The organism is Amycolatopsis sp. cmx-11-51, from assembly GCF_047608665.1.
Lineage (GTDB): Bacteria > Actinomycetota > Actinomycetes > Mycobacteriales > Pseudonocardiaceae > Amycolatopsis.
In genome coordinates, this window is record NZ_JADNQO010000011.1 from 179,131 (window position 1) to 196,522 (window position 17,392).

General features: G+C 69.5%; 13 protein-coding genes and 1 pseudogene. 6 read left to right on the forward strand and 8 right to left on the reverse strand.

Features of this window, described 5'->3' with window-relative positions; all coding sequences use genetic code 11:
* The first annotated feature begins 37 nt into the window (after positions 1-37).
* On the forward strand, positions 38-1,693 hold the full coding sequence (locus ACM6LU_RS29895) for a DEAD/DEAH box helicase (protein ID WP_414941139.1): 1,656 nt from the start codon (positions 38-40) through the stop codon (positions 1,691-1,693).
* 152 nt (positions 1,694-1,845) lie between these two features.
* Here the strand turns inward: ACM6LU_RS29895 and ACM6LU_RS29900 are convergent, their stop codons facing one another.
* From ACM6LU_RS29900 to ACM6LU_RS29915, 4 genes are all read right to left on the reverse strand, one after another.
* Positions 1,846-2,778, reverse strand: a complete 933-nt coding sequence (locus ACM6LU_RS29900; protein WP_414941140.1) for an acyl-ACP desaturase — start codon at positions 2,776-2,778, stop codon at positions 1,846-1,848.
* Positions 2,779-2,876: 98 nt separating this feature from the next.
* Positions 2,877-3,770 (reverse strand): ABC transporter permease, encoded by an 894-nt coding sequence (locus ACM6LU_RS29905; protein ID WP_414941141.1) that lies wholly within the window; start codon positions 3,768-3,770, stop codon positions 2,877-2,879.
* The gene (locus ACM6LU_RS29910) at positions 3,757-4,539 is read right to left on the reverse strand and encodes an ABC transporter ATP-binding protein (RefSeq protein WP_414941142.1); all 783 of its coding nucleotides are present in this window, start codon (positions 4,537-4,539) and stop codon (positions 3,757-3,759) included. The genes ACM6LU_RS29905 and ACM6LU_RS29910 overlap by 14 nt, the downstream gene beginning before the upstream one ends.
* A gap of 16 nt (positions 4,540-4,555) precedes the next feature.
* Positions 4,556-5,614, reverse strand: a complete 1,059-nt coding sequence (locus ACM6LU_RS29915; RefSeq protein WP_414941143.1) for an ABC transporter substrate-binding protein — start codon at positions 5,612-5,614, stop codon at positions 4,556-4,558.
* Positions 5,615-5,843: 229 nt separating this feature from the next.
* On the opposite strand from ACM6LU_RS29915, the gene ACM6LU_RS29920 reads away from it, so the two are divergent.
* Complete coding sequence (locus ACM6LU_RS29920) at positions 5,844-7,364, forward strand: sensor histidine kinase (RefSeq protein WP_414941194.1); 1,521 nt, start codon at positions 5,844-5,846, stop codon at positions 7,362-7,364.
* Here the strand turns inward: ACM6LU_RS29920 and folP are convergent.
* Complete coding sequence (folP, locus tag ACM6LU_RS29925) at positions 7,361-8,227, reverse strand: dihydropteroate synthase (RefSeq protein WP_414941195.1); 867 nt, start codon at positions 8,225-8,227, stop codon at positions 7,361-7,363. The two genes, ACM6LU_RS29920 and folP, sit on opposite strands and share 4 nt — an antisense overlap.
* Before the next feature lie 187 nt (positions 8,228-8,414).
* On the opposite strand from folP, the pseudogene ACM6LU_RS29930 reads away from it, so the two are divergent.
* Together ACM6LU_RS29930 and ACM6LU_RS29935 are read left to right on the forward strand one after the other, a co-directional pair.
* Positions 8,415-8,723, forward strand: a pseudogene (locus ACM6LU_RS29930) (glycoside hydrolase family 88 protein); the annotation flags it as partial.
* A 50-nt stretch (positions 8,724-8,773) separates the two neighbouring features.
* Complete coding sequence (locus tag ACM6LU_RS29935) at positions 8,774-9,778, forward strand: winged helix-turn-helix domain-containing protein (RefSeq protein ID WP_414941144.1); 1,005 nt, start codon at positions 8,774-8,776, stop codon at positions 9,776-9,778.
* A gap of 88 nt (positions 9,779-9,866) precedes the next feature.
* Here ACM6LU_RS29935 and ACM6LU_RS29940 read toward each other — a convergent pair whose 3' ends face one another.
* The gene (locus ACM6LU_RS29940) at positions 9,867-11,438 is read right to left on the reverse strand and encodes an alkaline phosphatase D family protein (protein WP_414941145.1); all 1,572 of its coding nucleotides are present in this window, start codon (positions 11,436-11,438) and stop codon (positions 9,867-9,869) included.
* Between the two features lie 42 nt (positions 11,439-11,480).
* The gene (locus ACM6LU_RS29945; RefSeq protein WP_414941146.1) at positions 11,481-12,137 is read right to left on the reverse strand and encodes a hypothetical protein; all 657 of its coding nucleotides are present in this window, start codon (positions 12,135-12,137) and stop codon (positions 11,481-11,483) included.
* 143 nt (positions 12,138-12,280) lie between these two features.
* Here ACM6LU_RS29945 and ACM6LU_RS29950 point away from each other — a divergent pair, with 143 nt between their 5' ends.
* Complete coding sequence (locus ACM6LU_RS29950) at positions 12,281-15,217, forward strand: BTAD domain-containing putative transcriptional regulator (protein WP_414941147.1); 2,937 nt, start codon at positions 12,281-12,283, stop codon at positions 15,215-15,217.
* 123 nt (positions 15,218-15,340) lie between these two features.
* A complete protein-coding gene (locus tag ACM6LU_RS29955) occupies positions 15,341-16,567 on the forward strand; it encodes a hypothetical protein (RefSeq protein ID WP_414941148.1) in 1,227 nt (408 codons plus the stop codon).
* A 186-nt stretch (positions 16,568-16,753) separates the two neighbouring features.
* Here the strand turns inward: ACM6LU_RS29955 and ACM6LU_RS29960 are convergent, their stop codons facing one another.
* Complete coding sequence (locus ACM6LU_RS29960; RefSeq protein ID WP_414941149.1) at positions 16,754-17,218, reverse strand: DUF4396 domain-containing protein; 465 nt, start codon at positions 17,216-17,218, stop codon at positions 16,754-16,756.
* Positions 17,219-17,392 lie beyond the last annotated feature (174 nt).

Sequence of the window (17,392 nt, forward strand, 5' to 3'; positions counted from 1 at the left end):
TACGGAGATACCAGGGCGCACACGCGCCCATACGCTTATGAGCACACCTACTTTCCTCGAACTCGGCCTGCCCAAGACCCTCGTGGACTCGCTCGCCGAGCAGGGCGTCACCAGCCCTTTCCCGATCCAGGCCGCCACGCTGCCGCATTCGCTGGCAGGCCGGGACGTCCTCGGCCGCGGCCGCACCGGCTCCGGCAAGACCTACGGCTTCGTGCTGCCCGTCCTCGCCCGGCTCGCCGCCGGTCCGACGCGGCGCCGCCCCGGCCGTCCGCGTGCGCTGGTACTGGCGCCGACCCGCGAGCTGGCCACCCAGATCGAGGCGTCGTTCCTGCCGCTGGCCAAGCCGCTCGGCCTCAAGGTCACCACCATCTTCGGCGGCGTCAGCCCCAACCCGCAGATCACCCGGCTGCGTGACGGCGTCGACATCGTCGTCGCCTGCCCCGGCAGGCTCGCCGACCACATGCGCTCGGGTGAGGCGAAACTCGACAACATCGAGATCACCGTGCTGGACGAGGCCGACCACATGGCCGACCTCGGCTTCCTGCCCGACGTCCGGCGCATCATGGGCGAGACCCCGGAACGCGGGCAACGGCTGCTGTTCTCCGCGACCCTCGACGCGGGCGTCGACGTACTGGTCAAGCGCTTCATGCACGACCCGGTCACGCACAGCGTCGACTCGGCCCAGTCGCCGGTCTCGACCATGCGGCACCACGTGCTGCACCTGGAGGAGACCCACCGGCTCCCGGTGCTGATCGACCTCACCGCCGCACCGGGCCGCACGCTGGTGTTCACCCGGACGAAGCACCGCGCCAAGCAGCTGACGCGCAAGCTCATGGCCTCCGGCGTGCCGGCAGTCGAACTGCACGGCAATCTCGGCCAGACCGCGCGGACGCGCAACCTGGAGGCGTTCTCATCCGGCGCGGCGAAGACGCTGGTCGCGACCGACATCGCCGCGCGCGGCATCCACGTCGACGACGTCACCCTCGTCATCCACGCCGACCCGCCGGTCGAGCACAAGGCGTACCTGCACCGGTCCGGCCGGACCGCGCGGGCCGGGGCGTCCGGCACCGTCGTCACGCTGATGACCGACGCGCAGGTCCGCGACGTCCGCGACCTCACCCGAAAGGCGGGCATCAAGCCGACCACGACGCAGCTCGGCCCCGGCCACCCGCTGCTGTCGGAGCTGGCTCCCGGCGAGCGTTCGTTCACCGCGTCGCCGCGACGGCCGATCGTGGACACGCGTCCGAAGAAGGTCACCGCCGGCGGCGAGGCCATCCGCGCCAAGGGGGAGGAAGAAGAGCGCCCTGTCAACCGGGGCACCAGGACCGGCCGCGGCCGTGGCCCCTCCGCCGGTGGCCGGGGTGCTTCCGGCGGCGGCCGGGGTCGTGGTGGCGCTAGTGGATCTTCGGAAGGCCGTTCGCGTCAGCCGCGGACCGAAGGCGACCGCCGTGGCGGGGCGCCCGCCGGTCAAGGACGTCGTGCGGCCGAGAGCACCGGACGTCGCGAAGGTGCGCCCAAGGGCGGCCAGGGTGGTCAGGGGGGCCGTCGCGGTGCCGCCGAGTCCCAGCCGCGCCGGGCTTCCGGTGCCGCGTCCCAGTCCTCGCGGAACCAGTCCGGTGGCGCTCCGGCCCGCCGTGGCGGTGCCGCCGCTTTCTCCTCGGGAACGCGCGCCGGCGCTCGCCGCCCTCGCTAGCTCTCGCCGCTTCGCTGGCTGATCACGCGTGACCCCGTGGACGTCACGCGTGATCAGCCGGACAGCACGCGTGATCCCGCGGACATCACGCGTGATCAGCCGGACAGCACGCGTGATCGGATGGACGACACGGCATCGGCGAGCCGGTTTGGTCACGGGTGTCGGGCGGCGGCGCGGGCCGCAGCGGCCGCGCGGCGCTCTTCGAATCGTGACGCCTGCGTGTCGAGAGCCTTGAGGAACTGGTCGAGTTCGTCGCGAGCCTTCTCGCCCTCCTCGCCGAGCCCTTCCAGCTCGAAGATCTTCCACTGCCGCAGCAGCGGCCAGATCACTTCGTCGTGGTGGATCCGCAGGTCGTAGATACCCGCCTTCGCGATCAGCGCGGCCTTCCGCACGAAGCTCGGGATCACCGCGCCCGGCATCTGGAACTGGACGACCTCGTCGGTGATGGCGCGCATCATCGCGTCGGGTGAAAGCTCCAGCGACGCCTTCACGAGGTTGCGGTAAAAGATCATGTGCAGGTTCTCGTCCATCGCGACCCGTGAGAGCAGCTTCTCGCACAACGGATCCTCCGTGTACCGCCCGGTGTTGCGGTGCGAAAGCCGCGTCGCCAGCTCCTGGAACGACACGTACGCGAAGACGTTCAGCAAAGCTTTGTCACCGCTGTCGTACCCGGCCTGCATGGTCTGCATCCGCGCCCGCTCCAGCTCGACCGGGTCCACCGCGCGCGTCACCAGCAGGTAGTCGCGGATGCAGATGCCGTGCCTGCCCTCTTCGGCGGTCCAGCGGTGTACCCAGGTGCCCCACGCGCCGTCGCGTCCGAAGGCGCGCTCGATCTCGCGGTGATAGCTCGGGAGGTTGTCCTCCGTGAGCAGGTTGACCTCCAGCGAGGTCCGCGCGATCGGCGACACCCGCGACTGCTCGGGATCCCACGGCTCGCCACCGAGTTCGGCGAAGTTCTTGCCCTCGCTCCACGGCACGTACTCGTGCGGCATCCATTCCTTCGCGACCTCGAGATGTCGGTTGAGATTCTCCTCGACCGTCCCCTCGAGCTCGAGCATCAGCCGGGTGCTTTCGGGGACCGCCATGCGTTTCGTCCTTCCGGGACAACGGAAAACTCCTACCTACGACACCGTAACTTACGGTGTCGTAGGTAGGCCACCTCCGGAAGATGAACGCGCGAGACCTAAAGCGACGCCGTCAGCCCCCGCGCCCGCAGGACCGACCGTTCCAGCGGACGGAACACCAGCAACTCGATCCCGACGCCGACCAGCAGGATCAGGAAGATCGCCGAGATCACGCCTTCCATGCTGTTGAACGACGAGCCCTCGTTCAGGTAAGCGCCGAGCCCCTTGCCCAAGGCCGGGGACAGCGCGATCAGCTCGGCGGCCATCAGCGAACGCCACGAGAACGCCCAGCCTTGCTTGAGCCCGGCCAGGAAGCCGGGCAACGCGGCGGGCAGCAGGATGTGCCGGGCCGAGGAGAACCGGCTCGCCCCCATCACCTGGCCGACGCGCGGCAGGATCGGCGGGATCTGGTCGATGCCCGAGACGAGGCCGTTCGCGATCGACGGCACCGAACCCAGCAGGACGACGAAGTAGATCGAGGCGTCGTTCAGACCGAACCACAGGATCGCCGCCGGCACCCACGCCACCGACGGGAGGCTCTGCAGCCCGGTCAGAAACGGCCCGACGGCCGCCCGGACGAGCCGGGCCTTCGCCACCAGCAGGCCGAGCGGGGTGCCGATGACCACGCCGATCAGGAAGCCCAGCGCGGCCCGGTGCACCGACGTCCAGACGAACTCGAAGATCTCGCCCGTGCTCGTGATGTCGACGAGTTCGTCCCACACCGCGAGCGGCGCGGGCAGCATCGACTCCGGCCAGAACGCGGCGGCCCACAGGAACTGCCAGAGCACGACCAGCAGGGCCAGGAAGACCAACGGCGGCACGAAACCGCGCAGGAACCGCTTCCCCTGGCTTTCCCGGCGCTCGCCGGTGGGGGTGTCGAGCGAGTCGAGGCCCGCGCCGACGGCCTCGTCCGCCTCCTCCACCGCGGTGTCGGGGCGGTCAAGCCGCGGCATGGGTACTGATCACCTCCCGGAGGTGACCGGTGATCTCCAGCGTCAGCTCTTCGGCGTCGGAGGCCTGGACGTCGCGCCATTCCCGCACGACCCGGCCCGGCCGCGACGAGAGCAGCACGACCCGCTGGCCGAGCCGGACGGCCTCGCGGACGTCGTGCGTCACGAACAGCACCGAGGTGCCGGTGCTGCGGTAGACGCGCAGCAGTTCGCCCTGCAGGACGTCGCGGGTGATGGCGTCGAGCGCGGCGAACGGCTCGTCCATCAGCAGCAGCGACTGCTCCGGGTCACCGCCGACGCGCAGGGTCGCGGCCAGCGCCCTGGCGAGCGCGACGCGCTGCCGCATCCCGCCGGACAGTTCGTGCGGCCGCTTGTCGCCCGCGCCGCCGAGGCGGACGAGTTCGAGCAGTTCGGCCGCCTTCTCACGGCGCTCGGTCCGGCCGAAACCGGCCAGCCGCAGCGGCAGTTCCACGTTGCGGGCCGCGGTCAGCCACGGCATCAGCGCGGCCTCCTGGAACATCACCGCGGGGCGGGAGGTCTCCAGGGTGATCGAACCCGAGGTCGGCCGGTCGAGGCCGGCGACCAGGTTCAGCAGGGTGCTCTTGCCGCAGCCGGAAGCGCCGAGCAGGCAGACGAACTCGCCGGGGGCGACCGTGAGGTCCATCCCGTCGAGGGCCACGACGGCGCGACCGGTCGGGCCGAACACCTTCCGGACACCGTCGAGACGCACGGCGACACCGGTGGACAGGCCAGGTTCCAAGGTGGTCGTCATCGCTGATCCCCTCCGGTCACTTCGTCAGCCCTGGCGCGTCCACGCCGGGCTTGCCCTGCTCGGAGAGCACGGCGTTGAGCGGGCCGAAATCGGCGAACCCCTTGAGGTCCACCGCGGACTTCACCACGCCCGCGGTCACCGAGTCCCGCGCGAGCTGGGTGAAGGTCGACGCCACCGGGTCGATGCCGAGTTCGATGGCGGAGAACGCGCGGTCGAGAACGGCCTCGTTCAGTGTGCTGCCCGCGAGCACCTCGAGTTCTCCGTTGACCACCTTCTTCGCCTCGGCGGGGTTGGTCTTCGCCCAGTCGATGGCGGCAAGTTCACCCTTGAGGATGGCGGTGACGGTCTCCGGGTGCTGCTGCAGGAACTCGCTGCGGACGATCACGACCGTGGTCGGGAACTTGCCTTCCGGCCACAGGGTCTTCTCGTCCAGCAGTACCTTCGCGCCCGCGTCCAGCACCAGCCGCGAGGACCACGGCTCCGGCAGCCAGCCGCCGTCGAGCTCGCCCTTCTTGAAGGCGTCGAACGTCTTCGGGTTGTCGAGGTTGGTGATCTTGACGTCGGGCAGCTTCTTCTCGGCGACGAACTTCTTGAGCGCGACGTCCTGGGTGTTCGCCAGCGACGGCGTCGCGATGTTCTTGCCGGTGAGCTGCTCGGGCGTGGTGATCTCGGGCTTCACCACCAGCTGCGCGCCGCCGGTGACCGCGCCGGAGACGAGCTGGATGGCGCCCTTGGACTTGGTGAAGGCGTTGATCGCGGGCCCGGAACCGATGAAGGCGATGTCGAGTGAGTTGCCGAGCAGCGCGTTGACCTCTTCGGGCCCGGCGTTGAACGTCTGGGGGGTGAGCTTCGTCGAGCCGAGTTCCTTGGCGAAGAAACCGTTCTTCACCCCGATCAGCGCGGGAGCGTGCGTCACGTTCGGGAAGTACCCGACGCGCACCTCGCCCGCCGCGCCCTGGCTCTTCTGCTCCACCTGGGTGCCCCGGTCGGCGCGCGAACACCCCGCGATACCGCCGGCCAGGGTCAGTGCGGCGAAGGCCGCGGCCAGCAAGCGGGTTCTGTGGTGGGTGCGCACGGAAGGTCGCCTTTCGGGGGTTCGACTCGGGTCGGGTGGTGGCGAGAGTCGCATGTTCACCCGCCTGCCTGCATCGCCATCCGAATGACGGGAAAGATGCCGAGAACGCTTGACACCAGACGAGACAGCTGTTCCACATGCCAAGACAGCTCCGGTGTTCTCCGGGTGTAACGGTCCGGGCCGAACGGGCGAACCACGCCTAGTGGTGAACCACCCTCGGACCCTCGCGATGGCGGGTGTGCTGACCGCCGGGATCGGGATGGGCGTCCTCGCGATGGCGCTCAAGCTGGCCGACGGCACGCACACCGCGCTCGACACCACCCTGTCGACGGCGACGGGGTTCCTCTTCCTCCTGGCCGGCTCCGTCGCGCACGTACGCCGCGCCTCGAATCCGATCGGCCTGCTCATCGCGCTGGCCGGGCTCGCGTTGTTCGCCGAGGACCTGCAGTTCGCCGGTGACCCGCTCGCGCGTACCGCCGGCCTGGCGCTCACGGCCGCGTCCAGTCCGGTGATCGCGCATCTCGTGGTCGTCTTCCCGCACGGGAAACTCAGGTCCCGCTGGGAACGCGTGCTGGTCTTCTCGGCCTACACCGTGGTCTTCGGGGCGGCGGTGCTCGGCTTGCTGGTCAACGACGATCCGAAGAACCTCGCCGCGGTCGCGGCCTCCCCGGAGGCCGAGCAACTGGTCAAACGGCTCCTCGAACTGGTCGGCGCGCTGATCGGCGGCGGCGTCGTCGTGGTGTTGCTCTACCGCTGGCTCACGGGCCGTCTCCCGCAGCGGCGGCTGCTCTCCCCGGTCGTCGCGATCGCCGTGATCGGCGCGGTGAGCACCACGGTCGGCAGCGCGCTCGGCTCCGGGCACCCGGTCTCCGACCCGCTGCTGGACGTCTACCGGATCTCGTTCTGCCTGTGGCCGCTGGCGTCTCTGATCGGGGTGCTGCGGGCACGGGTCGGCAACGCGGAGATGATCCGGCTCCTGCTGGAACGCGACGGCACCGGGCTGGCCGCGCTCGTGCAGGACGACGAGGTGTGGAAGGACAGCCGGTCGATCGACGCGCTCAACGCCGCCGCCGGGCTGGTACTGGACAACCAGCGTCTCGCCGCGGAACTGGAGGAGCGCCTCGTCGAGGTCCAGGCCTCCCGCGCCCGCATCGTGGCCGCCGCCGACGACGAGCGGCGGCGCGTGGAACGCGATCTGCACGACGGCGCGCAGCAGCGGCTGGTGAGCGTCGTGCTGTTGCTGCGCATGGCCGAACGACGGCTCGGCGGTGAGCTGACCCCGCCCGTCGCGACCCTGCTGAAAGGCACCATCGACGAACTGCAGGCCACCGTCACCGAACTGCGTGAACTCGCGCACGGGCTCCGGCCCGCGATCCTCACCGACGCCGGGCTGATCGCCGCGGTCCGGTCACTGCTGGACCGGATCCCGCTCGCGGTCGGCCTCGACGCCGCGGACGTGCCCCGGCTCAGCGGCGCCGTCGAGGCGACGGCGTACTTCGTCGTCTCCGAAGCGGTCACCAACGCCCTGAAGCACGCGCGGGCGCGGGAGGTCCGCGTGCGTATCGGCGTCGAGGAGGGCCGTCTGCGGGTGGACGTGCGCGACGACGGTACCGGCGCGGCCGACATCGACGGCGGATCCGGGCTGCACGGCCTCCGCGACCGTGTCCGCGCGCTCGGTGGTGAGCTCACCGTCGTCGGCGAGCCAGTATCCGGCAGCACGGTCTCGGCCGTCGTCCCGCTGGAGCCCTAGGCCAGGCCGCGGATCGCGCGCGCGGGCGGCCGCTCCCCCTGGATCGACGCGATCATCTCCAGCACCTGCCGGGTGCGTTTCACCTCGTGCACCCGGAACACCTTCGCTCCCTCGGCCACCGCCCAGGCCGTCGCGGCGAGGGTCCCGTCGACCCGCTCCGCGAGTTCCACCCCGAGCGTCTCCCCGACGAAGTCCTTATTGGACAGTGCCATCAGCACCGGCCAGCCGGTGTCGGCCAGGTCCCGCGCGTGCCGGAGCAGCGCAAGGCTGTGCCACGTGTTCTTGCCGAAGTCGTGGGTCGGGTCGATCAGCACGCCCTCGCGCGGGACACCGAGCGCGACGACCGCTTCGGCGTGGGCCGTCGTCTCCGCGACGACTTCGGCGACGACGTCCGGGTAGTTCACCCGGAACGGGCGGGTGCGCGGGACGGCCTTCCCGGTGTGCGAGCAGACGTAGCCGGTGCCGAATTCCGCCGCGACCTCGGCCAGTTTCGGATCGGCCCCCGCCCAGGTGTCGTTGATCAGGTCCGCGCCCGCCTCCGCCGAGCGCCTGCCCACCTCGTGCCGCCAGGTGTCGACGCTGATCACCAGGTCGGGATGCAGTTCGCGGATCCGCTCGACGAACGGGACCACCCGTCGGATCTCTTCCTCGACGTCGACCTCCGCGCCGGGGCCGGCCTTCACCCCGCCGATGTCGACGATGTCGGCCCCCTCCGCCACCGCCCGCGCGACGGCGGCGAGCGCGTCCGGGTCCGAGAAGGTCGCACCCCTGTCGTAGAAGGAATCGGGGGTGCGGTTGACGATCGCCATGACCAGGGCGCGGTCCCGGGCGACGTGGCGCCCGCGGAAGGTCAGCTCGTTCACGTACCGATCGTAGGCGAGCGGACCGCCTTCCGAGAGGGTGCCGCCCACCGGGACCGTCCCGGACAGCGGGAGCGGCCGCTCGAGTGGCATATCTGATATATGACATCAGGCAGATTTCTCTGGACTCGCCGTCGAGAGGACAGGTAGACGTTGTCCCGCAAGGAAAGTTCCGCCCCAGAGCTGGCCGGACAACTGGCTGGAGACCTCGGCGTCGGCGATGTACACGTTCCTGCTCTCCGGGGCCGCGGAACACGGTCACATCGGCACGGAGTACGGACCGGTGGCCGCGAAGGGCTACCGCGGAGTCCTGTCCCAGGTTTCGGCCGGTGCCGACGGATTGGCGGATATCAAGAACATCTCCGAGGGCGCGAATGTCGGCGACACCGCGTATTACTACGGGCGCAAGCGCAATACCAACGATTTCCACGGTCTCGGCGCGTTCCTCATCATGAATGAGCAACTGGGTTTTTCCGGGCGGTGCAGGGTATTGACCTGAGGCGCTAACATCGCGTGCTGCGACGCCCCAATCCCAGGAGGGACGACCGGATGCGCGAGACGCCGCCCCAGGCCTCCTATACCCGGCTCGAACTCGGTGACACCAGCAAGATCCCGGTCAGTGTGACGGTTTCCCCGCACATCTCACTGGTTTCCCTGCTCGTCGAAGTCGTCGGCGGCTACGACCGCGGCCTGCCCGCCCCCTGGCGCCGCCAGGTGGGTTCGGCGATCCCGGAGCAGGGGTACCGCGCGGCGAGCGCCCTCGCCCGCCGTGGCACCTCCGTGCAACCGGACTTCATCGTGCCGATCAGCCCCGCCGGGGACGTTTCCGCCGCCGCTCAGACGGAGATGCTGCGCGATCTGACGGAGGCCGACGTCCTGAAAGGCCTGGAAGAGGTCTTCGGCGACCGGTTGCCCGCGCAGTGGCGGCAGGCCGCCGACCATCCGAGACGCTGGGTCGCCTCGCTCGCGGACGCCTTCACCGCGACCAGGGTGGCGACCGAGAACCTGTGGACCAAGGCCCGGCCCCTGCTCGACCGCGAGATCGAACGGATCGGCGTCGCCTCCGTCCGCGGCGGGACCGACGCGGTGCTCGGCCTGCTGCGACCCCATTTCCGGTTCGGCAACGGCTCACTGCTGCTGCCCGACGCCGAACCGGCGCGGTACGCCGTCCGCGGCCGCAAGCTGATCCTCGTCCCGATGCTCGCGGGCTCCCGGTCGGTGGTGTCCAACTTCGACGAAGAGGACGCCATCTGGATCGGTTACCCCCTGCCGGGGCTGGACAGCCTGCTCGAGAACGGCAAGGCCGAAGCGAGCCCCGGTGCCGAAGGGCTCGACCTGGTGGTCGGCGTCCACCGCGCGAAACTGTTGCGGCATTTGGGAAAACCCGCCCGGATGGGCGAGATCGCGAATCTGCTGTCCTGCGCCGCGAGCACCGCGACCTATCACTGCGAACAGCTCGTGTCGGCGGGCCTGATCCAGCGGCACCGCGAGGGCCAGGTCGTCCTCGTGGTCCGGACTCCTCGCGGTGACGCGCTGGTGAGCCTGCTGTCCTGAGGAAGAGCTGAAGGGGCCCTTCACCGCGTGCGACGCGGTGAAGGGAGCTTTCACCGCGTGAGATGCGGGGAAAGTCCCCTTCAGCTCCTTAAACTCTCTGCAGGCCTGGCTTTCCGGCTTCGACGACATAGCTGCGGTCCGCCGCGAGGGTCACCTTCGAGAAGTCGTACTCGGTGGTGTCCGAAACCGTCATGAAATCCGCCCGCATCTGCGCTTGCGACGCCGTCACCCGGACGTAACCGCGCTTTCCCCGGCAGTACTTGATGTGCGGGTTGTTCGAGAGCCAGGCCGACGACGGATCGGTCGCGGTGTCACTGTTGCTCGTGACCGAGGTCGTCACCAGTTCCGAACCGAACACCGGGTCGCTGTGGTTGAAGTAGTCGCGGCGCAGATCGGCCGCCCAGTGCCGGTGGACGTCGCCGGTCAGCACGATCGGGTTCGGCACCTTGCGATCCACGATGCCCTTCGCGATCCGGTCGCGGGACGCCTCGTAACCCTGCCAGGAGTCGGGGCTCTCACAGGTCGCCTTGTTGCCGTCGCCGTCACGGGTGGCGAAGAAGACCTGCTGGCCGAGGAAGTCCCACTTCGCCGGGTGCGTCTCCAGCGCCTTCAGCAGCCAAGCCTCCTGCGCCGTGCCCAGGATGCTGCGCGACGTCGCCCGCATGTCGGTGCACGCCGGGCCCGCCGCACCGGACGGGTCGGTGACCTGCGCGTTGCGGTACTGGCGGGTGTCGAGCAGATGGAACCGGGCGAGGTTGCCCCAGCCGAACTGCCGGTACAGGCGGATCGTCGCGCCGCTCGGCTTGGCGGTCGCCCGGATCGGCATGTTCTCGTAGAACGCCTGGAAGCCGGCGGTCTTGCGGTCCGCCGTCGCCGGGGCGGTGGTGCCGTTCCAGTTGTTCATCACCTCGTGGTCGTCGAAGACCACCATCCACGGCGCCATCGCGTGCGCGTTCTGCAGGTCGGCGTCGGTCTTGTGCTGGGCGTGCCGCGCGCGGTACTGCGCCAGCGTCTTCACCTCGTCGGTGAAGGCCAGTTTGCGCGGGTTGCGCTCGGCGGCCACGCGGCCGGACTTCTTCTCGTACAGGTAGTCGCCGAGGAACAGCACCAGATCCGGGTCGTCGGCGAGCATCCCCTTGTACGAGTGGTACCAGCCCTCCTCCCAGTGCTGGCAGGAGGAGAAACAGTACTTCAGCTGGTCAACGGTGGCACCGGCGGCGGGCGCGGTCCTGGTCCGGCCGACCGGGGAGATGAAGCCGCTGGTCTTGAAGCGGTAGAAGTACTCGCGTCCCGCTTCGAGCCCGGCCGGTTCGATGTGCACGCTGTGCCCGGAGGCGCGGGCCGCGGTAGCGGTGCCCTTCTGCGCGATCGAGGAGAACGCCTGGTCGTTCGCGATCTCCCAGTCCACTGTGTACGAAGCGTCCGGCATACCGCCGAAACCGTCGGGGTTCAGCGGGGCGGGAGCGAGCCGCGTCCACAGCACGACGCTGTCCGGCAGGGGGTCACCGGAGGCGACACCGAGCTGGAACGGGTCGCGGATGGCGGGCGCCGCCGCCATCGTTCTCGCGTTCGCCCACGAAGGCACCGTCGACGATAACGCCGCCGCCGAAACCGCCGCGGCCCCACCGAGGAGTACCGCCCGCCGGTTCACCTGACCCATGAGAATTCAACCTTTCGAAGTGGGGAAGAACGGGGAGGGATTTCACGCGGCGTAATCGGTGATGCCGCCACTACAGGCCTCGAGGGTCGGATTCGCGGAAGCGTCGGCGACGCAGACCTTGTAATAGACCCACGAACCCTTCGCGACCGGAACAACCTTGTCGACGTGCGTGCCGTTACCGCCGGAAGCCCAGACGTAGAACGGCCCGGCGCCACCCTTCAGCCAATAGGCGACCACGGCGGACTTGCCGTCGGCGTCCTTGTCGTAGACCAGGAAGTGAGCATCCGATGAACGGAACTGCCCTTCGCCGGCGCAGACGCCGGTGGAACACTCGGCGCTGCCGGAACCGACCCCGCAGTCGGGCGCGATCCGCTGGTCGGAGCCGGTGTAGACGTAGCCGTCCGAGATGTAGCCGCCGAGCGCGGGAACGTAGTCCCACAACGTCGTCTTGCCCAAGGGACCGGTGACCTCGGTCCCTTGCGTCTGGCAGTCGATGGTCACCGTGGCGCCGTTGGCCACGGTGCGCACCGCGCTCGAAGCGGTGCTCGGGGCGCGGCGCACGTTCAGCGGATCACCCGCCGTCTTCACGGTCCCGGTGGCCGCGGCCAGCGCGGGAGTCGCGACGGCGAGCCCGAAGGCGCCCGCCGTCGCCAGCACGAGGAAGAAACCGGCGAGTCGCCGGACACTTGAACGCTTCATCGCTTCAGCGTCAACCGGCGTCGTACACATCCCGTACAAACGCCGACCCGCTGTCTGCACATGCATGCGAATGGATCTAGCCACCATGGCGGGACGGTAATATTATCAGCGGATATGGGGCTCCTGCCGTATTGGCGGTTTAGGTGACGATTCTCGGGTTTCGCGTTCTCGGTCCGCTGGAAGTGGCGGTGGACGGACAGGTGGTGCCGCTCGGCGGCCCCAAACCGCGTCTGCTGCTCGCCGCACTGCTGCTCCAGCCCAACGTCGTCGTCTCCACCGAACTGCTGATCGAGGTCCTGTGGCCCTCGTCGGCTCCGCGTTCGGCGGCGGCGAACATCCGCACCTACGTCCATTCGCTCCGCAAACGTCTCGCCGACCGCGATCCAGGACTGGGGGAACGCATCGGCAGCCGGGCGTCCGGTTACATCCTCAAAGCCACGCCCGCGGAGATCGACCACATCAGCTTCGGCGAATTGGCCGCCCGCGCACAGGACGCGCTCGGCCACGGGGATGCCGAATCCGCGCTCGACCTGCTGGATCAAGCCGAAGCGTTGTGGCGTGGCGAAGTCCTCGAAGGGCTCCCCCACGACCACGGCTGGGGCGCGACCGTGGCCCGGCTGACGGAATTGCGGCTCGCGGTACAGGAACAGCGGCTGCGGGCGAGGATCGAACTCGGCCGTACCTCCGAAGTCGTCGCCGAACTGCGCGGCCTGGTCACCGAGCATCCGCTGCGCGAGGAACTCTGGCAGCGGCTGATCGTCGCGCTGCGGGCCGACGGCCGCACGACCGACGCGATCGAGGCCTACGAAACGGCCGAGCGGGTGCTGGCCGAGGAACTCGGCACCGAACCGGGGCCACGGCTGCGGGAACTGCGGGCTTCGCTGGTGGCCCCGGACACCGTGGCCATCGCCGTCACCCGGCCGATGGCGCCGGTCTGCCAGCTACCACTGGACCTGCCGGACTTCACCGGTCGCGAAGAGGTGGTCGGCGAACTCGTCGGTCTCCTCAACGACCGCCGTGAACAGGGAAAGCCCGCCATCGCGGTGCTTTCGGGGGCGCCGGGGGTCGGCAAGTCCTCGGTCGCGATCCGGGTGGCGCACGCGGTACGGGAAGACTTCCCCGACGGCCAGTTGCACGTCGACCTCGCCGGGACGTCGACCTCACCGCGGCCGCCGATGACCGTGCTCGCCGAGTTGCTCCGCGCGCTGGGGGTCCCGGACGCGGGTCTGCCGCGTGATCTCGCCGAACGCGCGGCGTTGCTGCGATCCCGGCTGGCGAACACCCGGATGTGCGTCGTCCTCGACGACGCGGGCAGCGCGGCGCAGGTCCGGCCGCTCCTGCCCGGCGCGGGCGCCTGCGCGGTACTGATCACCAGCCGGATGCGGATGCCGGATCTGGCCGGGGCCACCCCGGTCGACATCGACCTCCTGCCCGAGGCGGAGGCCGCCGAACTACTCAAGGGCATCGTGGGCACCGATCGGGTCGCCGCCGAGCCGGAGTGCGCGACCGCGATCCTGCGCCACTGCGGTCACCTGCCGCTGGCGATCCGGGTCGCCGGGGCGAAGCTGACCCACCGGCCGGGCTGGACGCTGCGCGTGCTGGCGGACCGGTTGCGGGACGAAAGACGAAGACTGGACGAACTGCGCGTCGGTGACCTGGCCGTCCGGGCCAGTGTCACGCTCAGCTACGATCTCCTGCCGATGTCGGCGGCGACCGCGTTCCGCGGCCTCGGCGGGCTCGGCTCGGTCCAGTTCCCCTCCTGGGTGGTCGCGGTCCTGCTCGGCCGCACCCACGCCGACGACGTCCTCGATGTGCTGGTGGACGCCCACCTGGTCGAACTCATCGGCTCGGACGGCACCGGCGAACCCCGCTATCGCCTGCACGACCTGTTGCGGTGCTACGCCGCCGAACTGCGTGCTCAGGAAGTCCCGGCGAAGGCACGCGACGCCACGAAACGGGTGCTGGAGGGATATCTCGCGCTCGCGGTCGAAGCCGCGGACCGGATGCCGATCCATTTCTTCGGGCTCTACTCCGGCGGCACGGTCGCCCAGCCCGCGCTCCCGCCGGGGACCGAGCGGCTGGTCGGGGATCCGGCCGCGTGGTTCTCCGCCGAGCGGCACACCTGCGTCGCCGCCGTCTCGCTGGCCGCCGACCTCGGTTTCGACGCGCTGGCCTGGCGCCTCGCCGCCGCACTGGCGCCGTACTTCGACCAGCGCGGGCACCAGGACGACTGGCTGCACACGCACGCCGTGGCACTCGCCGCCGCCCGCCGGTCCGGTGAGCTCCGCGGGGAGGCGATCATCCAGCGCAACCTCGGCCAGGTCCAGCTGTACCAGGACAGCTATGCCGAAGCGCTGGTCGCGTTCGAGCAGTCGCAGCTGCTGTTCGACAAGATCGGCGACGCGCGGGGGGCGGCGATCGCGCTGGCCGGGCTCGGCACCGTGCTGCGGATCAAGGGCGAAGACACCGTCGCGCTGGAGCACTGTCACGCGGCACTCGACCAGTTCTCGGCGGCCGGTGACCCGCACGGCGAGGCCGTCGCACGGATCGCGATCGGCGCGGTGTGGCTGGCTCGTCGCCGGTTCGCCGAGGCGGAACGCTGGTTCACCGAAGCGCTCGAACAGTCCGCGAACATCGGCGATCGGCATCGGGAGGCGCACGCGCTGAAGCGGCTCGCGATGCTGCGGCAGCATCAGGGCAATCTCGCCGGGGCGCGGGAGCGGGTCGACCGGGCCATCGCGATCTTCAACGAACTCGGCGACGCCCATTGCGTCGGGTACGCGAACCAGAACCTCGGCGAGCTGTATCTGCACAGCGGCGATCTGGCCCACGCGCAACTGCTGCTGGTCAATTCGCTGAGCGTGCACCGGCGCAACGGGGACCGCCGGTCCGAGGCCGAGGTGTCCCAGTTGCTCGGGCAACTGCATGAGGCGTTGAGCCAGCCCGAACGGTCACGGACGTATTCGGAACGCGCGCTGGCGTTGTGGCGGGAACTCTCCGCGCGGCCACAGGAATCCGCGCTCGCCTCGCGTCTTCAGGAATCCGCAGAAGCCTCCTACAGCGACTCCGCGAGCGCCTGACCCTCTTGGACGATCCGGCCCCTGGTAGCGATACCAGGGGCCGGATCGCGTTTGTATCAATCGTGTACAGGTCCCGGCGAAGCTCCCTTCGTAGCAACCGAGAGTGCTCGAAGGGAGACCGGAATGGTCCGGACCGTGAAGGCCCGCCGCGTGATGGCGGCCGTGCTGGCCATGGGGGCGGTCACCGCGCTGGCCGCCAGCCCCGCGAACGCGGCACCCGAAGGGAGCTGGCGCGCCGACCTGTCCATTGTGGACGGCGATGACGTCAACGTCCGCAGCGACGGTGGCGTGCTCAGCCTGGAAAACGCCGCCTGGCACAGAAAACCCGACTCGATCGGCAGCCAGGGTTACCTGCTGCCGGCCGAACAGCAGCTCGGAAAGCCGGTGAACCGCGTCATCGCCCGGGTGACCGCCGACGCGCCGAAGGGCACCGAAGTCGAGGTCGACGTCCGAGGGAAGCTCAACGCGGGCGACTGGACCGAATGGACACCCACCGAGGGTGGCGCCGCCCAGCTGTCCACTGCGGTCTCCACCGTCCAGGTCCGGATCGGACTGCGCACCCTGAACGACGGAGTGACCGCGAAGGTCAGTGACGTCACGCTCCAGGGTGAACTCGGCCCGCAGGCCAACGCGATCGGCGCGGCCGCGGCCCCGCTGACGTCCAGGGTCTTCGCCACCCGCGAAGGCCTCGTCGGCGGCACCACCGCCAACGGGCACGTGATCAAGTCCCGCGACCACTTCGTCGCCCTGCCCTCCGGCCGCGGCCTGGCGCCCAAAAACACCGGTAACTACACCGTCCGCATCTGCCGCACCGACAACAGCCGCTGCGAGTACGCACCGGTGTGGGACGTCGGCCCGTGGAACACCAAGGACGACTACTGGAACCCGTCGGCCACCCGTCAGATGTGGAAGAACCTGCCGCAGGGCAAGCCCGAAGCGCAGGCCGCGTACCAGGACGGCTACAACGGCGGCAAGGACGAGTTCGGCCGCAAGGTGGCCAACCCGGCGGGCATCGACCTCGCGGACGGCACCTTCTGGGACGGCCTGAAGATGTCGGACAACGGCTGGGTCAACGTCTCCTACCTGTGGACCGGCTCCGGCCCGACCGGCGTCGTCAGCACGGCGGGCGACCCGATGAACATCCGGGCCTCGGCGAGCACCACGGCGGCGATCAAGGGCCTCGCGGCGAACTACGCCAAGGTCACCATCGAGTGCTACGTCGAGGGCGAGACCGTCACCGGCAAGTTCGGCACCAGCAACATCTGGGACCGGATCGGCCCGGGGCACTACGTCTCCGACACCTACCTGAAGACCGGATCGGACCTGCCGGTCGCGCCCAAGTGCGCGTGACCCCCTGACCGCGAAGGCCCGGCGTACCCCATAACGCCGGGCCTTCGCTTTTCATGGGAGGCCGCTCACGGTCGCAGGCAAGCTCACGCGGTACGACACACCGCAGGACTGAGCGTCTCCAAGGTGGCATTGGGGGCAGTGCCCCTCAGCCACGTCACCTTTGCCTCATCCGCTCTGACCGTCCTTTCACGACGTCCCACCGTGTCCCGCGTGGACCTTCGCGTGTCCCAGCCCGCGCCCGATCATCCACTTGTTCACCGGCACCGTCAGCACGAACGCGACGACCAGCGAGAACGCCAGCGCGCCCCAGAACAGCAGGCTCGCGAGCCCGGCGTCCATGGCGCCCGGCACCACCACCATGATCCCGTTGTCGACGATCTCCATGACCGCGATCGACACGGTGTCGGCGGCCAGCGCCACCTTGAGCGCGGCACCGAACGCGAGACCCGACTTCAGCACGCCACGCATCGTCAGCGCGTAACCGAAGACGAAGGCCAGCGCGACGGACAGAACGATCGTCGCCGCGTTGTGCAGACCGAGCGCCGTGCCGATCACCATGCCGAGTACCTCGCCGATCGCACAGCCGGTGAGGCAGTGCAGGGTCGCCGACGCCGCCACCGACCAGCTTGCGCCATGCCGTGTCTCGTTCATACGAAGCAATATACCCCCCACCCGTATACCTGGTGCGGTGATCCGCGCCTCCCGGTCGCTGACCGTCACCCCCGTAAGCTGATTTGGTAATCGGACCAGGTCGATGAACTCACTTCCGTAACCCTTTGCGCTCATCCGGTTGACCGGGGTAACCGGAGACCCTAGTTTCGCCGG